The sequence below is a fragment of the Mesorhizobium sp. SP-1A genome (genome assembly GCF_032460275.1).
Classification (GTDB): Bacteria; Pseudomonadota; Alphaproteobacteria; order Rhizobiales; family Rhizobiaceae; genus Mesorhizobium.
In genome coordinates, this window is sequence record NZ_JAVXZD010000001.1 from 1,494,502 (window position 1) to 1,516,267 (window position 21,766).

Annotated in this window: 23 protein-coding genes and 1 tRNA gene; 14 read left to right on the forward strand and 10 right to left on the reverse strand. The window is 64.1% G+C overall.

Annotation, left to right across the window (positions count from 1 at the left end):
- Nucleotides 1-65 precede the first annotated feature (65 nt).
- Nucleotides 66-485: an OsmC family protein gene (locus tag QU595_RS07275; RefSeq protein ID WP_315920183.1), complete on the forward strand. Its 420-nt coding sequence runs from the start codon at nucleotides 66-68 to the stop codon at nucleotides 483-485.
- Nucleotides 486-630: 145 nt separating this feature from the next.
- Here the strand turns inward: QU595_RS07275 and QU595_RS07280 are convergent, their stop codons facing one another.
- Nucleotides 631-1,260 carry a MarC family protein gene (locus tag QU595_RS07280; protein WP_315920184.1) on the reverse strand — a complete coding sequence of 210 codons (630 nt, stop codon included), beginning with the start codon at nucleotides 1,258-1,260 and terminating at the stop codon, nucleotides 631-633.
- 309 nt (nucleotides 1,261-1,569) lie between these two features.
- On the opposite strand from QU595_RS07280, the gene gyrA reads away from it, so the two are divergent.
- On the forward strand, nucleotides 1,570-4,362 hold the full coding sequence (gyrA, locus tag QU595_RS07285; RefSeq protein WP_315920186.1) for a DNA gyrase subunit A: 2,793 nt from the start codon (nucleotides 1,570-1,572) through the stop codon (nucleotides 4,360-4,362).
- Nucleotides 4,363-4,525: 163 nt separating this feature from the next.
- Here the strand turns inward: gyrA and QU595_RS07290 are convergent, their stop codons facing one another.
- On the reverse strand, nucleotides 4,526-6,148 hold the full coding sequence (locus tag QU595_RS07290; RefSeq protein WP_315920188.1) for a GMC family oxidoreductase: 1,623 nt from the start codon (nucleotides 6,146-6,148) through the stop codon (nucleotides 4,526-4,528).
- A 249-nt stretch (nucleotides 6,149-6,397) separates the two neighbouring features.
- Here QU595_RS07290 and QU595_RS07295 point away from each other — a divergent pair, with 249 nt between their 5' ends.
- Nucleotides 6,398-6,865, forward strand: a complete 468-nt coding sequence (locus QU595_RS07295) for a GNAT family N-acetyltransferase (RefSeq protein ID WP_315920189.1) — start codon at nucleotides 6,398-6,400, stop codon at nucleotides 6,863-6,865.
- Nucleotides 6,866-6,926: 61 nt separating this feature from the next.
- Here QU595_RS07295 and QU595_RS07300 read toward each other — a convergent pair whose 3' ends face one another.
- Nucleotides 6,927-7,061 carry a hypothetical protein gene (locus tag QU595_RS07300; RefSeq protein ID WP_315920191.1) on the reverse strand — a complete coding sequence of 45 codons (135 nt, stop codon included), beginning with the start codon at nucleotides 7,059-7,061 and terminating at the stop codon, nucleotides 6,927-6,929.
- Between the two features lie 191 nt (nucleotides 7,062-7,252).
- Here QU595_RS07300 and coaD point away from each other — a divergent pair, with 191 nt between their 5' ends.
- From coaD to QU595_RS07320, 4 genes are read left to right on the forward strand one after another with little or no spacing between them, the layout of a single operon-like run.
- Nucleotides 7,253-7,753 carry a pantetheine-phosphate adenylyltransferase gene (coaD, locus tag QU595_RS07305; protein ID WP_315920192.1) on the forward strand — a complete coding sequence of 167 codons (501 nt, stop codon included), beginning with the start codon at nucleotides 7,253-7,255 and terminating at the stop codon, nucleotides 7,751-7,753.
- Nucleotides 7,754-7,768: 15 nt separating this feature from the next.
- Nucleotides 7,769-8,356 (forward strand): peptidylprolyl isomerase, encoded by a 588-nt coding sequence (locus QU595_RS07310; protein ID WP_315920193.1) that lies wholly within the window; start codon nucleotides 7,769-7,771, stop codon nucleotides 8,354-8,356.
- 24 nt (nucleotides 8,357-8,380) lie between these two features.
- A complete protein-coding gene (locus tag QU595_RS07315) occupies nucleotides 8,381-8,896 on the forward strand; it encodes a peptidylprolyl isomerase (RefSeq protein ID WP_315920194.1) in 516 nt (171 codons plus the stop codon).
- Nucleotides 8,897-8,910: 14 nt separating this feature from the next.
- Nucleotides 8,911-9,360, forward strand: a complete 450-nt coding sequence (locus tag QU595_RS07320) for a DMT family transporter (RefSeq protein WP_315920195.1) — start codon at nucleotides 8,911-8,913, stop codon at nucleotides 9,358-9,360.
- A gap of 12 nt (nucleotides 9,361-9,372) precedes the next feature.
- Here QU595_RS07320 and QU595_RS07325 read toward each other — a convergent pair whose 3' ends face one another.
- Complete coding sequence (locus QU595_RS07325) at nucleotides 9,373-10,017, reverse strand: dihydrofolate reductase family protein (RefSeq protein ID WP_315920196.1); 645 nt, start codon at nucleotides 10,015-10,017, stop codon at nucleotides 9,373-9,375.
- Between the two features lie 145 nt (nucleotides 10,018-10,162).
- On the opposite strand from QU595_RS07325, the gene queA reads away from it, so the two are divergent.
- The 6 genes from queA (at nucleotide 10,163) to glpK (ending at nucleotide 16,811) form a co-directional block, all read left to right on the forward strand.
- The gene (gene queA / locus QU595_RS07330; protein WP_315920197.1) at nucleotides 10,163-11,239 is read left to right on the forward strand and encodes a tRNA preQ1(34) S-adenosylmethionine ribosyltransferase-isomerase QueA; all 1,077 of its coding nucleotides are present in this window, start codon (nucleotides 10,163-10,165) and stop codon (nucleotides 11,237-11,239) included.
- Complete coding sequence (tgt, locus tag QU595_RS07335; protein WP_315920198.1) at nucleotides 11,236-12,366, forward strand: tRNA guanosine(34) transglycosylase Tgt; 1,131 nt, start codon at nucleotides 11,236-11,238, stop codon at nucleotides 12,364-12,366. The genes queA and tgt overlap by 4 nt, the downstream gene beginning before the upstream one ends.
- Nucleotides 12,367-12,454: 88 nt before the next feature.
- Complete coding sequence (locus tag QU595_RS07340) at nucleotides 12,455-12,691, forward strand: Lrp/AsnC ligand binding domain-containing protein (RefSeq protein WP_315920199.1); 237 nt, start codon at nucleotides 12,455-12,457, stop codon at nucleotides 12,689-12,691.
- Nucleotides 12,692-12,801: 110 nt separating this feature from the next.
- Nucleotides 12,802-13,569, forward strand: a complete 768-nt coding sequence (locus QU595_RS07345) for a DeoR/GlpR family DNA-binding transcription regulator (RefSeq protein ID WP_315920201.1) — start codon at nucleotides 12,802-12,804, stop codon at nucleotides 13,567-13,569.
- A 123-nt stretch (nucleotides 13,570-13,692) separates the two neighbouring features.
- The gene (glpD, locus tag QU595_RS07350) at nucleotides 13,693-15,219 is read left to right on the forward strand and encodes a glycerol-3-phosphate dehydrogenase (RefSeq protein ID WP_315920202.1); all 1,527 of its coding nucleotides are present in this window, start codon (nucleotides 13,693-13,695) and stop codon (nucleotides 15,217-15,219) included.
- Nucleotides 15,220-15,320: 101 nt separating this feature from the next.
- Complete coding sequence (gene glpK, locus QU595_RS07355) at nucleotides 15,321-16,811, forward strand: glycerol kinase GlpK (protein ID WP_315920203.1); 1,491 nt, start codon at nucleotides 15,321-15,323, stop codon at nucleotides 16,809-16,811.
- A 60-nt stretch (nucleotides 16,812-16,871) separates the two neighbouring features.
- On the opposite strand, the gene QU595_RS07360 is transcribed toward glpK, so the two are convergent.
- Nucleotides 16,872-17,318: a BA14K family protein gene (locus tag QU595_RS07360; RefSeq protein WP_315920204.1), complete on the reverse strand. Its 447-nt coding sequence runs from the start codon at nucleotides 17,316-17,318 to the stop codon at nucleotides 16,872-16,874.
- Complete coding sequence (locus QU595_RS07365) at nucleotides 17,315-17,638, reverse strand: hypothetical protein (protein WP_315920205.1); 324 nt, start codon at nucleotides 17,636-17,638, stop codon at nucleotides 17,315-17,317. Before QU595_RS07365 ends, QU595_RS07360 begins: the two co-directional genes overlap by 4 nt.
- Before the next feature lie 14 nt (nucleotides 17,639-17,652).
- Here QU595_RS07365 and QU595_RS07370 point away from each other — a divergent pair.
- Nucleotides 17,653-17,727, forward strand: a tRNA-Lys gene (locus QU595_RS07370).
- Nucleotides 17,728-17,741: 14 nt separating this feature from the next.
- Here QU595_RS07370 and dprA read toward each other — a convergent pair.
- Genes dprA through QU595_RS07390 form a run of 4 tightly spaced genes read right to left on the reverse strand, consistent with a single transcriptional unit; the run spans nucleotide 17,742 to nucleotide 21,739 of the window.
- The gene (dprA, locus tag QU595_RS07375; protein ID WP_315920206.1) at nucleotides 17,742-18,872 is read right to left on the reverse strand and encodes a DNA-processing protein DprA; all 1,131 of its coding nucleotides are present in this window, start codon (nucleotides 18,870-18,872) and stop codon (nucleotides 17,742-17,744) included.
- A complete protein-coding gene (gene plsY, locus QU595_RS07380; RefSeq protein ID WP_315920208.1) occupies nucleotides 18,869-19,456 on the reverse strand; it encodes a glycerol-3-phosphate 1-O-acyltransferase PlsY in 588 nt (195 codons plus the stop codon). The genes dprA and plsY overlap by 4 nt, the downstream gene beginning before the upstream one ends.
- A 34-nt stretch (nucleotides 19,457-19,490) precedes the next feature.
- Entirely contained in the window at nucleotides 19,491-20,777 is a 1,287-nt protein-coding gene (locus QU595_RS07385) for a dihydroorotase (RefSeq protein WP_315920210.1), read from the reverse strand.
- Nucleotides 20,774-21,739, reverse strand: coding sequence for an aspartate carbamoyltransferase catalytic subunit (locus QU595_RS07390; protein WP_315920211.1), 966 nt, complete (start codon nucleotides 21,737-21,739; stop codon nucleotides 20,774-20,776). Before QU595_RS07390 ends, QU595_RS07385 begins: the two co-directional genes overlap by 4 nt.
- Between the last annotated feature and the right edge of the window lie 27 nt (nucleotides 21,740-21,766).

The window sequence follows — 21,766 nt, forward strand, 5'->3', positions numbered from 1 at the left end:
AGCGGCGCTGCCGCCAGCGTTTCGCCTGCGAATCTGTCGGAACATCTGCAAGAGGGACGAATTCGGTGAAGGCACGCATCAAGTGGGTCGAGGAGCGCACCTTCGTCGGCGAATCCGGAAGCGGTCACAAGCTGGTCCTGGGCACCTCGTCCGCTCCCGAAGGCAAGACGCCGGGACCGAGTCCGATGGAACTGGTGCTGATGGGAACCGGTGGTTGCTCGGCCTACGACGTGGTCCACATCCTTGAAAAGGGCCGCGAAGCGGTCGAGGATTGCGTGGTCGAGCTCGACGCCGATCGCGCGGACACCGAACCCAAGGTGTTCACGCGCATCCACATGCATTTCATCGTCAAGGGCCGTTCGCTTTCCAGTGACAAGGTCAAGCGCGCGATAGAGCTTTCGCTCGGCAAATATTGCTCGGCTTCCGCGATGATGGCCAAGACCGCGACCATCACCCACGATTTCGAAATCGTCGATACGCAATGACGCTGTGGCGGATGCCGGTCGAGCCTTCCTGAGGCGCGGGCTGCTTCGGGCGCCGGCGCTGGTCGTCGCGCTGTGCACGCTGCCGCCGGGCCGCGCCACGCACGCGGTTGTCTGCGGCGGCTGAGGCTTCGAGGCCGACGGGATATCAGCCTGCAGCCAGCGCCTTGATGCCGTCGGCGACGAACTGGACGGCCAGCGCCGCCAGGATCACGCCCAGAAGCCGCGTCAGGATCGAGCGGCCGGTCTGGCCAAGGAAGCGGTCTATGTGTTCCGACAGCACGAACACCAGATAGGTGATGGCAAGGCACGCGAGGATGATGCCGACCAGCGCAATCCGTGCGCCGATGCCCTGGAAGGAGCCGGACAGGAGCACCGTCGCCGAGATCGCGCCGGGCCCGGCGATCAGCGGGATCGCCAGTGGAAAGGCCGCGATGTTGTGGATGTGGTCGCGGGTGACGGCGACGTCCGAGATCTTCTCCTTCCGGTCCTGACGCCGCTCGAACACCATTTCGAACGCGATGAAGAACAGCAGGAACCCGCCGGCGACCCGGAAAGCCGGCAGGGTGATGCCGAACACGGACAGGATCGAAGCACCGGCGACCGCGAACAGCGCCATGATCAGGAAACCGATGACGCTTGCGCGCACCGAGACCTGCTGCCGTTCCTCGCGGTTCATGCCGCGCGTAACGGCCAGGAAGATCGGCGCCAGTCCCGGCGGATCGATGGTCACGAGAATCGTCACGAAGGCATTGAAGATGCTGTCGAAACTGGGCATGGCCGCATTCCCCCGCAGGCCGGCAGGCTAACCCGGCCGGACGAAAGTGCGAAGCGATTTTCTGGTCCCTTTTCGCGGAACGGCCGTCTCCTGCGTTGGTGCCGGATTCTTGGCCGTGCCTCATGCAGGAAAGGCTGTGCCGACCAGGAAGGGGCCACGGCCCCGAACCGCTTGCGGCAAGACGTATCATTCGTCCATCTGTTTGAATTTTCGGATGAAATCAGCGCTGGAAAATGCCTGGTTTCGTTGGAGAATCCGTGCGCGTTCCTATATAAAAGGTCAATGATTCCCATATTCGTGTGACCTGTTTTGACCGACCAGAAGACACCGCGCGGGCCGGACGGCCCATCCGACATCGAACCGGTTTCCATCATCGAGGAGATGCAGCGCTCCTATCTCGATTACGCCATGAGCGTGATCGTCTCGCGCGCGCTTCCCGATGTGCGCGACGGCCTGAAGCCCGTGCATCGGCGCATCCTCTATGCCTCGCATGAGAGCGGCTATCACTGGAACCGCAAATATGTGAAGTCGGCGCGCCCCGTGGCCGACGTCATGGGTAAGTACCACCCTCACGGCGACGCCTCGATCTACGACGCGCTGGTGCGCATGGCGCAGGACTGGTCCATGCGCGTGCCGCTCATCGACGGGCAGGGCAATTTCGGCTCCATCGACGGCGATCCGCCGGCGGCCATGCGCTACACCGAATCGCGCCTGACCAAGGTTGCGCATGAACTGCTGGAGGACATCGACAAGGAAACCGTCGACTGGCAGGACACCTACGATGCGTCCTCGCAGGAACCGCGCGTATTGCCGGCCCGCTTTCCGAACCTTCTTGTCAACGGTTCGGGCGGCATCGCGGTCGGCATGGCCACCAACATCCCGCCGCACAATCTGGGCGAGGTCTGCGACGGCGCCATTGCCATCATCGACAATCCGGCCATCGACCTGTCGGAACTGATGGAGATAGTGCCAGGGCCTGATTTCCCGACCGGCGGCATCGTTCTCGGCCGCTCCGGCATCCACAGCGCCTATTCCACCGGGCGCGGCTCCATCATCATGCGCGGCAAGGTGCATGTCGAGGAGATCCGCGGCGATCGCGAGGCCATCGTCGTCACCGAGGTTCCCTATCAGGTGAACAAGGCTTCGATGATCGAGAAGATGGCCGAACTGGTGCGCGACAAGCGCATCGAGGGCATCTCCGACATTCGTGACGAGAGCGACCGCCAGGGCTACCGCGTCGTCATCGAACTGAAGCGCGACGCCAACGCCGAAGTCATCCTCAACCAGCTCTATCGCTTCACGCCGCTGCAAACTTCCTTCGGCGCCAATATGGTGGCGCTGAACGGCGGCAAGCCCGAAGTGATGACGCTGATCGACATGCTGAAGGCCTTCGCGGCGTTTCGCGAGGAGGTCATCAGCCGCCGCACGAAGTTCCTGCTGCGCAAGGCTCGCGACCGCGCCCATGTCTTGGTCGGCCTGGCGATCGCCGTCGCCAACATCGACGAGGTCATCCGGCTGATCCGCAACGCGCCCGACCCGCAGACGGCGCGCGACCAGTTGATGGAGCGCCGCTGGCCGGCTGCCGATGTCGAGGCCCTGATCAAGCTGATCGACGACCCGCGCCACCGCATCAACGAAGACGGCACCTACAATCTGTCGGAAGAGCAGGCCCGTGCCATTCTCGAGCTGCGGCTCCAGCGGCTGACCGCACTGGGACGCGACGAGATCGACGACGAATTGAACAAGATCGGCGTCGAGATCGCGGATTATCTCGATATCCTGTCGTCGCGCGCGCGTATCCAGCAGATCGTCAAGGACGAACTGGCCGCCGTTCGCGACGAGTTTTCCACACCGCGCCGCACCGAGCTTGCCGAAGGCGGCGCGGACATGGAGGACGAGGACCTCATCCAGCGCGAGGACATGGTCGTCACCGTCAGCCATTCCGGCTACATCAAGCGCGTGCCGCTGTCGCTCTACCGGGCGCAGCGCCGCGGCGGCAAAGGCCGCTCCGGCATGTCCACCAAGGACGAGGATTTCGTCACCCGGCTGTTCGTGGCCAACACGCACACGCCGGTGCTGTTCTTCTCCTCGCGCGGCATCGTCTACAAGGAGAAGGTGTGGCGCCTGCCCATCGGCACGCCGCAGTCGCGCGGCAAGGCGCTCATCAACATGCTTCCGCTGGAGCAGGGCGAGCGCATCACCACCATCATGCCCCTGCCGGAAGATGAAGGCAACTGGGGCGAACTGGACGTGATGTTCGCCACCACGCGCGGCACCGTGCGCCGCAACAAGCTGTCCGACTTCGTGCAGGTCAACCGCAACGGCAAGATCGCCATGAAGCTGGAGGAGAACGACGAGATCCTCGGCGTCGAGACTTGCACCGAAAACGACGACGTGCTGCTGACCGTGGCGTCGGGCCAGTGCATCCGCTTCCGGGTCTCGGACGTGCGCGTCTTTGCCGGCCGCAATTCCGTCGGCGTGCGCGGCATATCCATGGCCGAGAGCGACCGCGCCATCTCCATGACCATCATGGAGCATGTCGAGGCCGATCCTGCCGAACGCGCCGCCTATCTCAAGCGCTCGACCGCCGAGCGCCGGCTGCTTTCGGGTGCGGGCGAGGAGGACGAGATCGTCCTGACCAACGAGGAAGTGGGCGAGGAAGCCCAGCTTTCCGACGAGCGCTATGAATTCCTCAGGCAGCACGAGCAATTCGTGCTGACGGTGACGGAGTTCGGCTATGGCAAGCGGTCCTCGTCCTATGATTTCCGGCTCACCGGCCGCGGCGGCAAGGGCATCCGCGCCACCGACGTGTCCAAAGTGGACGAGATCGGCAGGCTGGTGGCGGCGTTCCCGATCGACAATGAGGACCAGATCATGCTGGTGTCGGATGGCGGCACGGTGATCCGCGTTCCCGTCCATGGCATCCGCTTCGCCAGCCGCGCCACCAAGGGCGTCACCATCTTCAACACGGCCGAGGGCGAGAAGGTCGTGTCCGTCGAACGTATCTCCGAGCCGCAGGGCGAGGAGGATGCCGACAACGAAGCTTCCGTCGAAAACGGTGACGGTTCCGACGTCACCGATGCGCCCGGCCAGGAGACCTGAGCCGGCCGCTTCGAGGGCTCGTTGAAGCCGCCGGACATGCGGGGAGGCGACCTCGGCCGCCCCGCTTGACCTGAGGCGGTTGGCGAACAGGCGGATTGAGACGACGCCTTAAGTCCTTGTTTTTACGTCATTGCTCGACGGCCCCGCTCTCGGCCGGCGAGTTCTAGCCGAGGGCCGACGCCTTCTCCACGAGGCCTTGCCGGTTTTCGCCTGACAGGATCATGTCCGCACCCTTGGCGGCGATCATCATCGTCGGCGCGTTGGTGTTGCCGCTGACCACGACGGGCATGATCGACGCGTCGATCACCCGTAGCCCTTCCAGGCCACGCACCCGCAGCCTGTCATCGACCACGGCCATTGCATCCTTGCCCATCTTGCACGAGCCGACGGGATGGAAGTCGGTGACGGCATGGGCGCGAACGAATCGCTCGAGATCGGCGTCGCTCCGGACGCCGGATCCTGGCGAAAACTCCTCGCTGCAATAAGGCCGGAAGGCTTCCGCTTGCAGGATGCGCCTCGCCAGTTTCGCCGCCTCGAACATCATCGGCATGTCTTCCGAGGCGCCGAGATAATTCGGATCGATCAGCGGCGCGTCCGCCGGATCCGGCGACGCCAACCGGATTTCGCCCCGGCTTTTCGGCTGGAGGAAGGTCGCGTTCAGGGTCACGCCATGCCCTTTCGGCCAGTCGTCCATATTGCTCATCGCGTAGACGGGCAGGAAATGCACGGCGAGGTCCGGTTGCGGCTTGGAGGGGCGGGTCCGCATGTAGGCGCTCGCCTCGCACCAGGTCGATGTCGCGGGTCCCCGGCCGGTCACGGCCATTTCCAGCTTGTGCCGAAAAGAAGGCCACCACTTGTCCATGCCGTCATAGGAGAGAGGACGGCTGCACCGGCCGGCGACGCTGACATGAAGATGGTCGTGAAAGTTCTTGCCCACGCCCGGCAGGTCGTGAACGATGTCGATGCCGATGGCTCGTAGCTCGTCGCCGGGTCCGATGCCCGAGCGCAGGAGCAGTGACGGCGAACTGACCGCTCCGGCGGACAGGATGATTTCCCGTTTGGCGTGGAAAGACCGTCTTGTTCCATCGGCAAGCTGCACTTCGACGGCTTCGGCGCGACGATCCTTGACAATAATTCCAAGCACTTGTGCCTGCGTTATGATTTCGAGGTTCCTTCGCGATTCGGCCGGCCGCAGATAGGCGTTCGCCGCGCTCCAGCGATATCCGCCGAAATTGGTGACCTGGAAGATGCCCGCGCCGTCCTGATGCGATCCGTTGAAATCGGGATTGGGCGCGATGCCGCATTCAGCTGCGGCGCGGACGAAAATCCGCGTCAGGGGATTAGGGCTAGGAATATCCCGCACATGCACCGCCCCGCTTTTTCCGTGATAGGGCGCGCCATGGACGGCGTTGTTCTCTTCGGCGATGAAATAGGCGAGCACGTCGGGCCAGTCCCAGCCTTCGTTGCCCAGGGCATGCCAGCGGCGATAGTCTTCGGGATTGCCGCGAATATAGATCATTCCGTTCACGGAACTTCCGCCGCCCACGACGTTGGCCTGGGGAATCGGGCAATGCCGGCCGTTAAGTTCCCGCTGGGCGACCGTCTGGTGAACCCGAATCAGCTTGCTGCGCATGATCTTGCCGGCCTCACCGGGAATTCGGATCAGCGGTGAGTTGTCCGGGTAGCCGGATTCTAGAAGTAAAATCCGGTTCGCAGGATTTGCACTTAGTTTGTTAGCTAGAATACATCCTGCGGTTCCTGCGCCAACTATAATATAGTCATACATAATATACACCTTCCCGCTACAGGTCAGGTGAATATGTATTTATGTTGATTCTGTCATTTTAATATTGCCTTAGTAAATTGTTTTAACTGTCTGTCAGGAACAAAACGTTCTAAACTTATGAACTGTTAAATTAGTTATACTTGTTTTACATCGGCGTTGGCCTTGCGCGATATCCGAACTGGTCGAAGGACGCGAAGGTTGAACGCGCTATCTTTTTTCCAGGATGGACAGACAAGCCGGCGGGTGTCGATGAGCGGAACCGAACCGATTTTGCGTCTGGCGCAAGCCGATGATCTGGCCACGGTCGTCCGGCTGACCGAGGAGGCCTACCTGCCTTATGTGGAACTGCTGGGAGCCGCGCCGCTGCCGGTCGGCGAAGATTACGCACCGCGCATCGCTGGCGGCGAGGTCTGGTTGTTGCAATTGGCAGGCGAGCCGGCGGGCCTGATCGTGCTGGAAACCCATGCCGACCACATGCTGATCTACAGCGTGGTCGTCGCGCCGGCCTTTCAGGGACGCAGGCTGGGAATCAGGCTTCTGGATTGGGCGGAGCAGAGGGCGCTCGACGCAGGGCTGGACCGGCTACGCCTCTTCACCAACGAAAAGCTGGTGCGCAACATCTCGCTCTATTCATCATACGGTTACGAGGAAGTGGAGCGGCGTTTTCATCCGAAACGGGACGGTTGGACCGTGGTCTTTATGGAAAAACGTCTTTGACCGGCAGCTAAGGCCATCTGCTCGAAAACGAGCGCTGAACCAAGAGCCGCACCGGGCGAGGTTAATTGCGGCGGCCGAAATGATAGCGGCGGTCGCGCGTATCCAGACGCACCCTCTCGGCCTCCTGATGCAAACCGAACACGGTGGCGATCAGCATGGCGATTGTCATTGCGGCGGCGAGCATGAAGATCATCATGGCTTGGTCCTCCTGGTCCGAAAACGAACGGGCCGCGAATTGGTTTCACCCACGCCATCATCTCTACGTGAACGGGATTTAACCGGTCCTGACCGTTGGGTTCATTTGCTGTTCATGGTTTCCGATTGGTTCACGGCTTGCGGAAGACGGCATTTGCGTTCCGAAGGCGCCGCCGCTAGAAGCTGGAAGCCATGACACAACGCGTCGCCATTTATGCCGGCTCCTTCGATCCGCTGACCAACGGCCATCTCGACGTTCTGAAGGCGTCGCTCGCGGTCGCGGACGTCGTCTACGCGGCCATCGGCGTTCATCCGGGCAAGAAGCCGCTGTTTTCCTTCGAGGAGCGGGTGCGTTTGATAGAACAGGCCGCGGCGGAAGAACTGGGCGCGGAGGGCGCGCGCATCAAGGTCGTCGCCTTCGACGGGCTCGTCATCGACGCCGCCCGCGAGAACGGCGCCTCGATCATGATCCGCGGCCTGCGCGACGGCACCGATCTGGACTATGAAATGCAGATGGCCGGCATGAACGAGACCATGGCGCCCGAATTGCAAACGGTGTTCCTGCCGGCCAGTCCTTCCGTGCGCACCATAACCGCCACACTTGTGCGCCAGATCGCTTCGATGGGCGGCGACATCCGTCCTTTCGTGCCGGCATCGGTTGCGGGCGCGCTCGCTGCCAAATTCGCGAAATAGTTTCGGAGACAATCCATGCAGTTCAGCAAGCTCGCCGCCTTTTTCGTGGTGCTCGCGGCATTGTTCGCCGGATCCCTGCCGGCATCCGCCGCCGATCCCGAGAACACGATGGTCATCACGTTGAAGGACGGCGACGTCACGGTCGCGCTGCGCCCCGACCTTGCGCCCAAGCATGTCGCGCAGATCAAGAAGCTCGTGCGCGAAGGCGCCTATGACAACGTCGTCTTCCACCGCGTCATCGACGGCTTCATGGCGCAGACCGGCGATGTGCAGTACGGTAACGCCAAAAAGGGCTATGACCCCAACGCCGTGGGCACCGGCGGCTCGAAGCTTCCCGACCTGCCGGCCGAATTCTCCAAGGAGCATTTCGTGCGCGGCGTGGTCGGCATGGCCCGCTCGCAGGACCCGAACTCGGCGAACTCGCAATTCTTCATCATGTTCGCGCCGGCCCCTTCGCTGGACGGGCAATATACGATCGTCGGCAATGTCGAGAAGGGCATGGAACTGGTCGATAAGATCAAGAAGGGCGACGAGGCGCAGAACGGCTCGGTCGACGATCCGGACCGCATGATCAAGGTGCGCGTCGCCGCCGACAAGAAGTGATTTCCTGGAGAGAAGGACAAGGACATGGCTGAGATCAAGGACCGCGAGAACGCGCTCATCATGGAAACCACCAAGGGCAGGGTGGTCATCGAAATGCTCCCCGACCTGGCGCCTGGCCACGTCGCCCGCATCAAGGAACTGGCGCGCGAGGGCGCTTATGACGGCGTGGTCTTCCACCGCGTCATCGACGGCTTCATGGCGCAGACCGGCGACGTGAAGTTCGGCAATTCCTCCAAGCCCACTTTCGCGCCGTCCCGCGCCGGCATGGGCGGCTCCGACAAGCCCGACCTCAAGGCCGAGTTCTCCAACGCCAATCACGGCCGCGGCACCTGCTCCATGGCGCGTGCCCAGAACCCGAACTCGGCGAATTCGCAGTTCTTCATCTGCTTCGACGACGCCTCCTTCCTTAATCGCCAGTACTCGGTCTGGGGCCAGGTCATCGAGGGCATGGAGAACGTCGACAAGATCAAGCGCGGCGAACCTGTCCAGGACCCGGACAAGATCGTGTCGCTGAAGGTCGCGGCCGACGTTCCGGCCTGACCGGTCTTCTGGCGATGATGGGGCTTGTCTGGTCGCTGCTCGGCATTCTTTCCGGCGCTTTCATCGCCATACAGGCGCCGATCAACGCGCAATTGGCGAAAGGGCTGGGTCTGCCCGTTGCCGCGGCGGCCTTCTCGTTCCTGTCGGGCGCGATCATCCTCGGCATCGTGACGGTCGTCGTGATGCGGCTGGACGGCGTTTCGCTCGACTGGAAGGCGCCAGCGCCGTGGATGTTCATCGTGGGCGGCATGCTGGGCGCGTTCTATGTCACGCTTTCCACCATCCTCACCCCGCGCATCGGGGCCGCCGCGCTCATGGCCTTCCTCGTCGCGGGACAGCTTGTCATGGGCATGCTGCTCGACCGCATCGGCTTCCTCGGCGTGGCCGTGCGGGAACTGTCGCTCGGCCGTGTTGCCGGCGCGGCGCTTTTGCTGGTCGGCGCGCTGCTGGTCCGCTTCTACTGAGGCGCCGAGCCCTCAATCTTTCGTCAGCACCACATGCGTGGCGAAGTCGGTTGCCGCTTTTTCCTTCACCTTGAAGCCCAGCGCCGGGAGGTCGATCCCGGCGAACAGTGCCTCGCCCCGTCCCAGCACCACGGGCGCGACCGCCAGGTGCATCTCGTCGATGTGGCCGGCGAGAAGATATTGGCGCACGGTTGAAACCCCACCGCCGATCTTGACGTCGAGGTCGCCTGCGGCGGCCTTGGCCTGCTCCAACGCCGCCTCTATCCCGCCGGTGACGAAATGGAAGGTCGTGCCGCCTTCCATCTCGATCGGCGCGCGCGGATAGTGTGTCAGCACGAAAGTGGGCGCGTGATAGGGCGGGTTGTCGCCCCACCAGCCCTTCCATTTGTCGTCCGGCCATTCGCCGCGGATCGGTCCGAACATGTTTCGACCGAGGATGAAGGCGCCGAACCCGTCCATCGCCGCGGCGGCAAATTGCTCGTCGGTGCCCGACGATCCGCCTTCCTGGCCGATCATGGCGCGAAATGTCTTCGTGCCGAAGAACCATTGGTGCAGTTCCCTGCCGCGCTTTCCGAGCGGATCCTGGAGGGTCTGCTCCGGACCGGCGCCGAAGCCGTCGAGCGAGATCGAGAAGCCACGTACTCTGACCTTCGGCATAAGAGCCTCCTTGACCGGCTTGTTTTCGGGAGCCGACAATTTGCATAATTAAACTGATTGTGAAATGCAAGCAGAATTGAAGAGCAGCTCGGACGCGACCGAATGGGCTGTAGCGGTACGCGCCAGATCAGGCTATTGCGCAGGCATGAAAGTGGATTTGTTCGATTTCGACCTGCCGGAGGATCGCATCGCCCTGCGTCCTGCCGAACCGCGCGACGCCGCGCGCCTGCTGGTCGTTCATCCCGGCGAGGAACCGCAGGATCGCACGGTCCGCGACCTGCCGTCCCTGCTTCGCGCCGGCGACGTCATGGTGTTCAACGATACCAGGGTCATTCCGGCGCAACTCCGGGGCATCCGCCATCGCGGCGAGGCAGCGGCCCAGGTCGAGGCGACGCTGCACATGCGCGTGTCGCCCGACAGCTGGCTGGCGTTCATGCGGCCTGGAAAGCGCATCGCAAAAGGCGACCGCATCCAGTTCGGGCACGACCAGAACGCCTGCTTTCTCGGGCGGCTCGACGCAACCGTGCTGGAGAAGCGCGAGGGCGGCGAGGTGCTGCTCGGCTTCGACCTTTCCGGCCCGTTTCTGGACGAGGCGTTGCGGGAGGTCGGCCATATCCCGCTGCCGCCCTATATCGGCTCCAAGCGCGACGACGACGAGCGCGACCGTGCCGACTACCAGACCGTCTATGCGCGCGAGGACGGCGCGGTGGCGGCCCCCACCGCAGGCCTGCATTTTACGCCGGAACTGTTCGACGCGCTGGATAGTGCCGGCATCGAGCGCCGTTTCGTGACGCTGCATGTCGGCGCAGGCACCTTCCTGCCGGTCAAGGCCGACGATACCGCCGACCACAAGATGCATGCCGAGATCGGCCATGTACCGCAAGATGTGGCGGATGCGCTGAACGCTGCCAGGGCGAGGGGCGGGCGCATCGTCTGCGTCGGCACCACCTCGCTACGGCTTCTGGAAAGCGCGGCCCGCGAAGACGGCACGATTGCGGCATGGTCGGGCGCGACCGATATCTTCATCACGCCCGGCTATCGCTTCAGGACCGCCGACATGCTGATGACCAACTTCCACCTGCCGCGCTCGACGCTGTTCATGCTGGTTTCCGCCTTTTCCGGCCTCGAGACGATGCGCGCGGCCTATGCGCACGCCATCGAGAACCGCTATCGGTTCTACTCCTACGGCGATGCCAGTCTGCTTTTCAGGACCGAAGAATGACCGCGGAATTTTCCTTCAAAATCCTGGCCACCGACGGAAAGGCGCGGCGCGGCGAAGTTTCCATGCCGCGCGGCACCATCCGCACGCCTGCCTTCATGCCGGTGGGCACAGGCGGCACGGTCAAGACCATGTATATGGACCAGGTGCGCGAGCTGGGTGCCGACATCATCCTCGGCAACACCTATCATCTGATGCTGCGGCCGGGCGCCGAGCGGGTGGCGAAGCTCGGCGGCCTGCACGAATTCGCCCGCTGGCCCTGGCCGATCCTGACCGACAGCGGCGGTTTCCAGGTCATGTCCTTGTCGAAGCTGAGAAAGCTCACCGAAAAGGGCGTCACCTTCCGCTCCCATATCGATGGCGCGCCTTACGAGATGACGCCGGAACGCTCCATCGAAATACAGGGCCTGCTCGATTCCGACATCCAGATGCAGCTCGACGAGTGCACGGCGCTGCCGGCGCCGCGCAAGGAGATCGAGCGGGCAATGGACCTGTCGCTGCGCTGGGCCGAGCGCTGCAAGGCGGCTTTCGGCGACCAGCCCGGCAAGGCCATGTTCGGCATCGTGCAGGGTGGCGACGCGGCGGACCTGCGCGTGAGGTCGGCGCAGGCGCTGGCCGCGATGGGACTGAAGGGGTACGCGGTCGGCGGTCTCGCGGTCGGCGAGCCGCAGGCGGTGATGCTGGACATGCTCGACGTCACCTGTCCCGAACTGCCGGCCGACAAGCCCCGTTACCTGATGGGCGTCGGTACGCCCGACGACATCCTCAAATCCGTGGCGCGCGGCATCGACATGTTCGATTGCGTGATGCCGACTCGGGCGGGGCGGCACGGCCTCGCCTATACGCGCCGCGGCAAGGTCAACCTGCGCAACGCCCGCCATGCGGACGATCACCGGCCGCTGGACGAGGAAAGCGACTGCCCGGCCGCGCGCGACTACAGCCGCGCCTATCTGCACCATCTGGTGCGGTCGCAGGAGGCGCTGGGCGCCATGCTGCTGACCTGGAACAATCTTTCCTATTACCAGAAGCTGATGCAGGATATCCGGGCGTCGATCGAGGCCGGTAATTTCGCCGAAAGCGCGGCGGAGATATCTGAAGGATGGGCGCGCGGGGACATTCCGGCGCTTTAGGACCGGGTCCCAACTGCGTCCGTTGCTTGAAAGGCAGGCGCAGGTCTGCGACAAGGGCCGCACCACGGCAGATGGACAGGATTGAGCCATGCGGACGTTTTTCGTGCAGATCAAATGCGAACTCGGCAAGTCCTACGAGGTTGCCAGCGCGCTGGCGGACGCCGAAATCGCCTCCGAAATCTATTCCACCGCCGGCAATTACGACCTGATGGCCAAGTTCTACGTCGATGACACGCAGGATATCGGCCACTTCGTCAACGAGAAGGTGCAGGTGATTCCCGGTATCAAGGACACCTTCACCACCGTGACGTTCCGGGCTTTCTGATCCCGCATCGCGGCGCTGGCGGCAGGAAGCCGGCGCATCGCTCCTTCTGCTGACTTTCCAGCGCTTTCGTTTTCGTTTATGCCTCAGTGAAACGAAAACGGGAGCAGTTGATGTATCTCTCTCCGCGCCATTCCGAAATCGTGCAGATGGCAAAGGACCATGGCCGCGTGCTCGTGGACGAATTGGCGGCGCATTTCAACGTCACGCCCCAGACCATCCGCAAGGACCTCAACGATCTCTGCGACCAGCGCCTGCTGACGCGCATCCACGGCGGCGCGCTGTTCCCGTCTGGCATCGAAAACATGGAGTACGAGGCGCGGCGCAAGATTGCCGCCGAGGAGAAGGAGGCGATCGGGCGGGCCGCGGCGCGCATCATCCCCGACAACGCCTCGCTGTTCATCAATATCGGCACCACGACCGAAGCCGTCAGCAATGCGCTCCTCGACCATACGGGGTTGATGGTCATCACCAACAACATCAATGTTGCCAACAGGATGCGCGTCTATCCTTCCATAGAGGTTGTGATCGCGGGCGGTGTGGTGCGCGGGTCCGACGGCGGCGTGGTGGGCGAGGCGGCGGTCGATTTCATCAAGCAGTTCAAGGTCGACTACGCGGTGATCGGCGCTTCGGCCATCGACCACGACGGCGCGCTGCTCGATTTCGATTTCCGCGAGGTCAAGGTGGCCCAGGCGATCATCGCCAATACGCGCCACGTCATCCTCGTTTCGGACCGGACCAAGTTCGAGCGAACCGCGCCGGTGCGCATCGGCCATCTCAGCCAGGTCGATACCTTCATCACCGACCGCTGCGACATTCCCTCCGTCCGGCGCATCTGCCAGGAATCGGACGTGCAACTCATTGAAACCACGGCGTCCTGAACCGCATCTGGCACTGGAACATCGCCCGCTTTTCGTTTGACATTCGTTATCAGTTCGAAATAATTCCTCTCGGGCGCAAAGCGGATCTTGCAACGTCGCGGTTCCAGATCGCGGGAGGGCTTGTTGGACTCAACCCCGATCTACGACGTTTTCGTCATCGGCGGCGGCATAAATGGCTGCGGCATCGCGCGCGATGCGGCGGGACGCGGCTTTTCGGTCTTTCTGGCCGAGATGGACGACCTGGCGAGCGGCACCTCGTCCGGTTCCACCAAGCTGATCCATGGCGGGTTGCGCTATCTGGAGTTCTACGAGTTCCGCCTGGTGCGCGAGGCGCTGATGGAACGCGAGGTGCTGTGGAGAAACGCGCCTCACATCATCTGGCCGATGCGCTTCGTGCTGCCCTACGCCAAGGGCCTTCGCCCCGCCTGGCTGCTCAGGCTCGGCCTGTTCCTCTACGACCATATCGGCGGCCGCAAGCTGCTGCCGCCCACCCGCACGCTGAACATGCGGCGCGATCCGGCAGGAAAGCCATTGAAGCCTTTGTTTTCAAAGGCATTCGAATATTCCGACGGCTGGGTGAACGATGCGCGCCTCGTCGCGCTCAACGCCCGTGACGCAGCCGATCGCGGTGCTGTCATCCGCACGCGCACGAAAGTCGTTTCGGCGCTGCGGGAAGAGGGCCTGTGGACAGTCACGCTTCAGGACATGCGCACCGGCCAGCGCGATCAGGTTCGCGCGCGGCTGCTGGTCAATGCCGCCGGGCCGTGGGTGGATCATGTGCTGGCGACCGCGATCGATCACCCCAAGGCGCACAATGTCCGGCTCGTGCAAGGCAGCCACATCGTCGTACGCAAGAAATTCGACGACCCGCGCGCCTATTTCTTCCAGAATCGGGATGGCCGCATCATCTTCGCCATCCCTTACGAGGAAGAGTTCACGCTGATCGGCACCACCGACCGCGATTTTCCGGGCGACCCCCATGATGTGAGAATCAGCGAGGACGAGATCGACTATCTGTGCGCTGCGGCAAGCGAGTATTTCGCCGAGCCCGTGAGGCGCGACGACATCGTCTGGACCTACTCTGCGGTACGGCCGCTGTTCGACGACGGCGCGTCGAAGGCGCAGGAGGCGACGCGCGATTACGTGCTGAAGGCCGATGGCGGCGAGGGGCGGGCGCCGCTGGTCAACGCGTTCGGCGGCAAGATCACCACCTACCGGCGTCTTTCCGAGGCCATGCTGGAGAAGATCGAGGGGTTTCTCGGCGCGCGCGGCAAGCCGTGGACGGCCGATGCGCCGCTGCCCGGCGGCGATTTTCCGGCCACGGGTTTCGACGCCGAGGTGGCGCGGCTCAGGGCTGACTATCCCTTTCTCGAACGACGCCATGCCTGGCGGCTGACGCGGCTCTATGGCACCCGTGCCCGTATCCTGCTCGGGTCCGCGAAATCCTGCGCCGATCTTGGCCTCGATTTCGGCGCCGATCTTTATGAGGCCGAAGTGCGCTATCTGGTCGAGCATGAATGGGCGCAGACCGCGGCCGACATTCTTTGGCGCCGGACCAAGCGCGGTCTGCATTTCGGCAAGGAGCAGGTCGCCCGGCTCGAAGCCTATCTGCAATCGCCGGGGGACGGCCGCAAGACGGCCACGGCGTAGTTGCCCGCCAGAGACTGGCGCAAGCCGGATCGCTCGGTTAGGAATTGCGAAGGGGCATCCGCGGCCGTGTGCTGCCGGATCTGCATGGAACGGGAGGCGACATGACCGGTCTGGTCCTGGCCATAGACCAGGGTACCACCTCCAGCCGCGCGATCCTGTTCGACGGCGCCATGAAGGTGGTGGGAACGGGCCAGAAGGAATTCGCGCAATATTATCCGGCTTCCGGCTGGGTCGAGCATGACCCGGAGGAGATCTGGTCGAGCGTGGTTTCGACGGCAAGGACCGCGCTGCGGAAAGCGGGGCGCACGGCCGCCGAAGTGGCCGCCATCGGCATCACCAACCAGCGCGAAACCGTCGTCGTGTGGGACAGGCAGACCGGCAAGCCGATCCACAATGCCATCGTCTGGCAGGATCGCCGCACGGCGCCGCTTTGCGCAAGGCTCAAGAAGCAGGGCCTGGAGCCGAAATTCACCCGCAAGACGGGCCTGCTGCTCGACCCCTATTTCTCCGGCACCAAGATCGCCTGGATATTGGACAAGGTGAAAGGCGCCCGCAAACGCGCCGAACGCGGCGAACTTCTGGCTGGAACCATCGACAGTTTCCTGATCTGGCGACTGACGGGCGGCAAGGTCCACGCGACGGATGCCACCAACGCCTCCCGCACATTGGTTTACGACATTGCCAGGAACGCCTGGGACGAGGAACTGCTCGGCATATTGGGCATTCCCGCCCGGCTGTTGCCTGAGGTCAAGGATTGCTCGGACGATTTTGGAATCACTGAAAAAAAGCTGTTCGGGTCGGAGATAAGAATCCTCGGTGTAGCGGGCGACCAGCAGGCCGCGACCATCGGCCAGGCCTGTTTCGAGCCGGGCATGATGAAATCAACCTACGGCACCGGCTGCTTCGCTCTGCTCAACACCGGCGCCGACATGGTGCGCTCGAAAAACCGCCTTCTCACCACCATCGCCTACCGGCTCGACGGCAAGACCACCTATGCGCTGGAGGGCTCGATCTTCGTGGCGGGCGCGGCCGTGCAATGGCTGCGCGACGGTCTGAAGATCATCGGCAAGGCCGCGCACAGCGGCGAACTGGCGGCCAAGGCGGACGAAACGCAGAATGTCTATCTGGTGCCGGCCTTCGTCGGACTGGGCGCGCCGCATTGGGACGCCGACGCGCGCGGCGCCATCTTCGGGCTCACCAGGAATTCAGGACCGGCGGAGTTCGCCCGCGCCGCGCTGGAATCGGTCGCCTATCAGAGCCGCGATCTGCTGGACGCGATGAAGAAGGACTGGAAGGGCGCTTCGGCGCAAACGGTCTTGCGCGTCGATGGCGGCATGGTGGCGTCGGACTGGACCATGCAGCGCCTTGCCGACATTCTGGATGCCCCCGTGGATCGGCCGACGATCCTGGAAACGACAGCGCTGGGCGCTGCGTGGCTCGCCGGGTCCAGGGCGGGCGCGTGGCCCCAGGCCGCCGAATTCGCCCGAAGCTGGGCGCTGGACCGGCGCTTCGAACCGACAATGGATGCCGCCACCCGTGACGCCAGGCTCAAAGGCTGGCGCGATGCCGTGCGCCGGACCTTGAGCGCATAGCAAAGAGCCGCGCCATTGCTGGCGCGGCCTCCGTTTGCCTGGGACGGAGCCCGAAGAACCTTAGCCGTAAGGCGACACGCACTGGCGACGCGGCCCGTTATAAGGCTGCCAGCTGTTGTCGTAGGCCCTGTAGCTGCGATACCGCTCCGAACACCAGCGCACATGGGAATTGCCATAGGCTGCCGGAGGCGGGGGCGGCGGACGGTCGTTGGCGATCGCCCCGGAAATTATCGCCCCGGCGGCAAAGGCCGCCAGCGGGAACCAGTAGTCGCCATGCCGACGATATCCGGGCCTGTAGTGACGATAACCACGATGACCGCGCCAATAATAGCCGCCGTGGCGATACATCACCCGTTCCCGCCCGCGATACTGGACGTTCTGGATATCCGTGGAAACCAGCGGCTTCTGCGGCACATAAAGAGGCTGCGCGTTGGCGGCGACGACTTCGCCGCCGACGATGGAAAGGCCCACAGCGGCCGCCAACAGACCGGACATGAGCTTTTTCATGATCTTCTCCTTAATGCAAACAACGTGTCCCTTGGGGCGGCAACGACGAAAGGTTGTAGTTTGTTCCAAAGGAAACCACAGCTTACCGCTTTGTAATATTCGAAACGTTTCTCCAGCGCCTTTGTCGCCCAAACTCCGGCAATGGGCATGGGGTCGAAACTCTTGTCGCAAGGCGGTTTTTCCGGTTGACCGGGGAGGGCGCTCTCCCTATGTTCCGCCGCAATTTCGGGGCGTTTGGCGTCCCGGAATGCCACGGCCAGAGCCACATCGGGCGCGGTGGAAAGCGGCCTTGCCGCAAGGTCATGGTTGCTGGCTTGCAACCAGACGCCAGGATGGGCCGGTAGCTCAGCGGTAGAGCACGTGACTTTTAATCATGTGGTCGAGGGTTCGATCCCCTCCCGGCTCACCATCCCTGCTTGATCCTCAATCCGGAAAAAGCAGGGAGACATGCCCGCCGGCGTGGCGCTCGAGCCTGCCGGCGAGGTCGAGTTCCAGAAGCACCATGAAAACCTGCGCGGGATGCATGTCCGTATGGCGGATGATCTCGTCCACGCCCACAGGCACCGGGCCCAGCGCCTCGATCACGCGCGCCCTTTCGTCGTCGCCGGGCGGCGGCGTCGCCGCGAAATCCGCCGGCTCCTCGAACGTCCGCGGCGACGGCATCACCGCGCCGGTAAGCGGTGTGAGGGCCTGGACGATATCCGCCGGCTCGGTGGTCAATATGGCGCCGTCCTTCAGCAACGCATTGGTGCCGCCGGCGCGCGGGTCGAGCGGCGAGCCGGGCACGGCAAAGACCAGGCGGCCCATTTCGCCGGCCAGCCGCGCGCTGATCAACGAGCCGGAGCGTTTCGCCGCTTCGACGACCAGCAGCCCCAGGCCGAGGCCGGCGACGATGCGGTTGCGGCGCGGGAAATCCTGTGCGCGCGGCTGCCACCCGAACGGCATTTCGGAGACGACGGCGCCGCGCTCGGCGATCTCCTCTATCAGGGCGGTATTTTCCGGCGGGTAGGGCCTGTCCAGCCCACCGGCCAGAACGGCGACGGTGCCTGTCGCGAGACTGCCCTGGTGCGCGGCGGTGTCGATGCCGCGCGCAAGTCCCGAAACGACGCAATATCCGTCTCGGCCGAGTTCGGTGGCGAAGCTTCGTGCCAGCTTGATGCCGGCCAGCGAGGCGTTGCGGGCGCCGACGATGGACAGGGCCGGCAGGCCGAACACCTTGGCGTTGCCTTTGACGGCGAGCACCGGCGGCGGGTGGTCGACCGTCTTGAGGATCGGCGGGTAGTCCGGCTCGCCGATGCAGACGAAACGCGCCCCGTGCCGCGCGGCGACATCCATCTCGGTTTCCGTCTCGTCGACCGACGGAATGCGGACGCGCTGCATGGCGCCGCCGTTCAGCCGCAGTTCCGGCAGCATGCCGATAGCGTTCTCGGCCGAGCCGTACCGGTTGATGAGGTGGCGAAAGGTGATCGGCCCGACATTGGGCGTGCGGATCAGGCGCAGCCAGTTGAGCCGCTGCCGATCTGTCAGCTGCCGGCCGGCGGCCGGGCCGCTCAACCCTTGGCTCCGATCTTGCTTTCCGTGCCCGCGCGCAGTCGTGAGATGTTGGCGCCGTGCTTGAAGAAGACGATGAGGCTCATCACGGCAAAGGTGACCGCGTATTCATAACGCCCGAACGCGACCAGCGCGACCGGCACCGCAACGCAGGCCGTCAGGGCCGCGAGCGAGGAATAGCGGAACAGCAGCGCCATCAGCAGCCACACGGCGGCGAAGATCAGCGCGACGTTCCAGGCCAGCCCGATCAGCACGCCGATATAGGTGGCGACGCCCTTGCCACCCCTGAAGCCGAGCCAAACAGGGAAAATATGGCCGACGAAAGCGCCTAAACCCGCGAGCGCGCCGAGTTCCGGGGCATGGCGGGCGGCTAGGAAGGCCGGCAGAAAGCCTTTCAGGGCATCCAGGATCAGCGTCGCGGCGGCGAGGCCCTTGTTGCCGGTGCGCAGCACGTTGGTCGCGCCGATATTTCCGGAGCCGATCTGCCGCACGTCCCCGAGCCCGGCGGCGCGCGTCAAAATCAGGCCGAACGGAATCGAGCCGCACAGATAGCCGGCGATCAGCGCATAAAGCATGGAAAGCGTCATATGTCCCCCGTCGCCTGCGGCTTCTGGGTGGCGGCTAGGCGGTAAACACTGTGCGGCCCGCCACCATGGTTTGCAAGACCTTGCCCTGCAGGCGCGCGCCTTCGAAACAGGTGTTTTTCGAGCGCGAACGGATGCCGTCCTCGCTGACGATCCAGGGCTCGTCGAGATCAACCAGGGCGAGATCGGCCGGGGCGCCGGGCTTCAGCGTGCCGCCGGGCAGGCCGAACAGCCGGGCAGGGGCGGTGGAAAGCACCTCCACCAGCCTGGATAGCGAAATTTCGCCGTTGTGGAAAAGCCTGAGCGCCACCGAAAGCAGCGTTTCCAGCCCGATTGCGCCGGCCGCCGCGTCCGCGAAGGGCAGGCGCTTGGTGTCCACGTCCTGCGGATCGTGCGAGGAGGCGATGAGGTCGATCGTGCCGTCGCGCAGCGCCTCGATCATCGCCAGCCGGTCCTGCTCCGCGCGCAGCGGCGGGGTGAGCCGGAAGAAGGTGCGGTATTCGCCGACGTCGTTCTCGTTCAGCGCGAGATTGTGGATCGCCACGCCGGCCGTCACCTGCGCTCCGTCCTGCTTGGCGCGGCGGATCGCCTGCGCCGACATTTCGGTGGAGATCTTGGCTGCGTGATAGGCGCCGCCTGTCAGCCGTGCGAGCGCCAGGTCGCGTTCCAGCGGAATGGTCTCGGCCTCGCGCGGAATGCCGGGAAGGCCTAGCCAGCTTGCATAAAGCCCCTCGTTCATCACGCCGGACGCCGCGAGGTCCGCGTCCTGCGTCTCATGGGCGATCACTGCGCCGAAGTCGCGCGCATAGGTCAGCGCCCGGCGCATCACCAGCGAGTTGGAAACCGTGTGCCGCCCGTCCGTGAAGGCAACGGCGCCGGCCTCGCGCAGCAGGCCGAACTCGGTCATCTCCCGGCCGTCCAGACCCTTGGTGATCGCGGCAGCGGGAAAGACGTTGACTATGGCGGTGTCGCGCGCGGTGCGCAGCACGAATTCCACCAGTGCCACATTGTCGATGGCCGGGTCGGTGTCCGGCATCATCACCAGGGAGGTGACGCCCCCGGCGGCGGCTGCGACGCTGGCCGAGGCGATGGTTTCGCGATGTTCGCCACCCGGCTCGCCGATGAACACCCGGGAATCGACCAGTCCCGGGATTATGACCTTGCCGGCGCAATCGATGACGGTCGCGCCCTCCGGCACGCCCTGGTTCAGCGCTTCCGCTCCGGCCGCGGCGACCTTGCGCCCGTCAACGACGACGGAGCCGATCTCGTCCTTGCCGCGCGAGGGATCGACGATGCGGGCCCGGTTGAAGACGGTGATGGTCATGCGCCGTGCCCCTCCGGGTTGCGGCGCGGGTCGAGCAGCGCTTCCATAACCGCCATGCGCACGGCCACGCCCATCTCCACCTGTTCCTGGATGACGCTCTGCGGCCCATCCGCGATCGACGATGCGATCTCCACGCCGCGGTTCATCGGGCCGGGATGCATCACCAGCGCGTCGGGCTTGGCCGCCTTCAGCTTGTCGGCATCGAGGCCGAAATAGCGGAAATACTCCCGCACCGAAGGCACGAAGGCGCCTTCCATGCGCTCGCGTTGCAGCCGCAGCATCATCACCACGTCGGCGTCCTTCAGGCCCTCCGCCATGGAGCGGTGCACGATCACGCCCATCTGCTCTATGCCCGTGGGCAGCAGCGTGGAGGGCGCGACGACGCGCACCTGCGCGCCGAGCGCGTTGAGCAGGATGATGTTGGAGCGCGCCACGCGCGAATGCAGGATATCGCCGCAGATCGTGACGATCAGCTTGGAAATGTCGCCTTTCGCGCGGCGGATGGTCAGCGCGTCCAGCAGCGCCTGCGTGGGATGTTCGTGCGTGCCGTCACCGGCATTGACCACCGAGCAGCCCACTTTCTGCGCCAGAAGCGCTGCCGCGCCCGCCGACTGGTGGCGGATGATGAGGATGTCCGGCCGCATGGCGTTGAGCGTGATCGCCGTGTCGATCAGCGTCTCGCCTTTCTTCACCGAAGAACTGGCCACCGACATGTTCATGACGTCGGCGCCGAGGCGCTTGCCGGCCAGCTCGAACGACGATTGCGTGCGGGTGGACGCTTCGTAGAAAAGGTTGATCTGGGTGCGCCCGCGCAGTGTCGAGGTCTTCTTCTGCGGCTGGCGCGAAATGGCCACGGCGCGGTCGGCGCGCTCCAGCAGCAACCCGATGTCTTCGGGGGAAAGATCGCGGATGCCGAGCAGGTGGCGGTGGGGAAAGATCGGCAGGGGGGCGGGATCGGTCATCTCAAGCCGCTGCTATAGGGCCGGGGG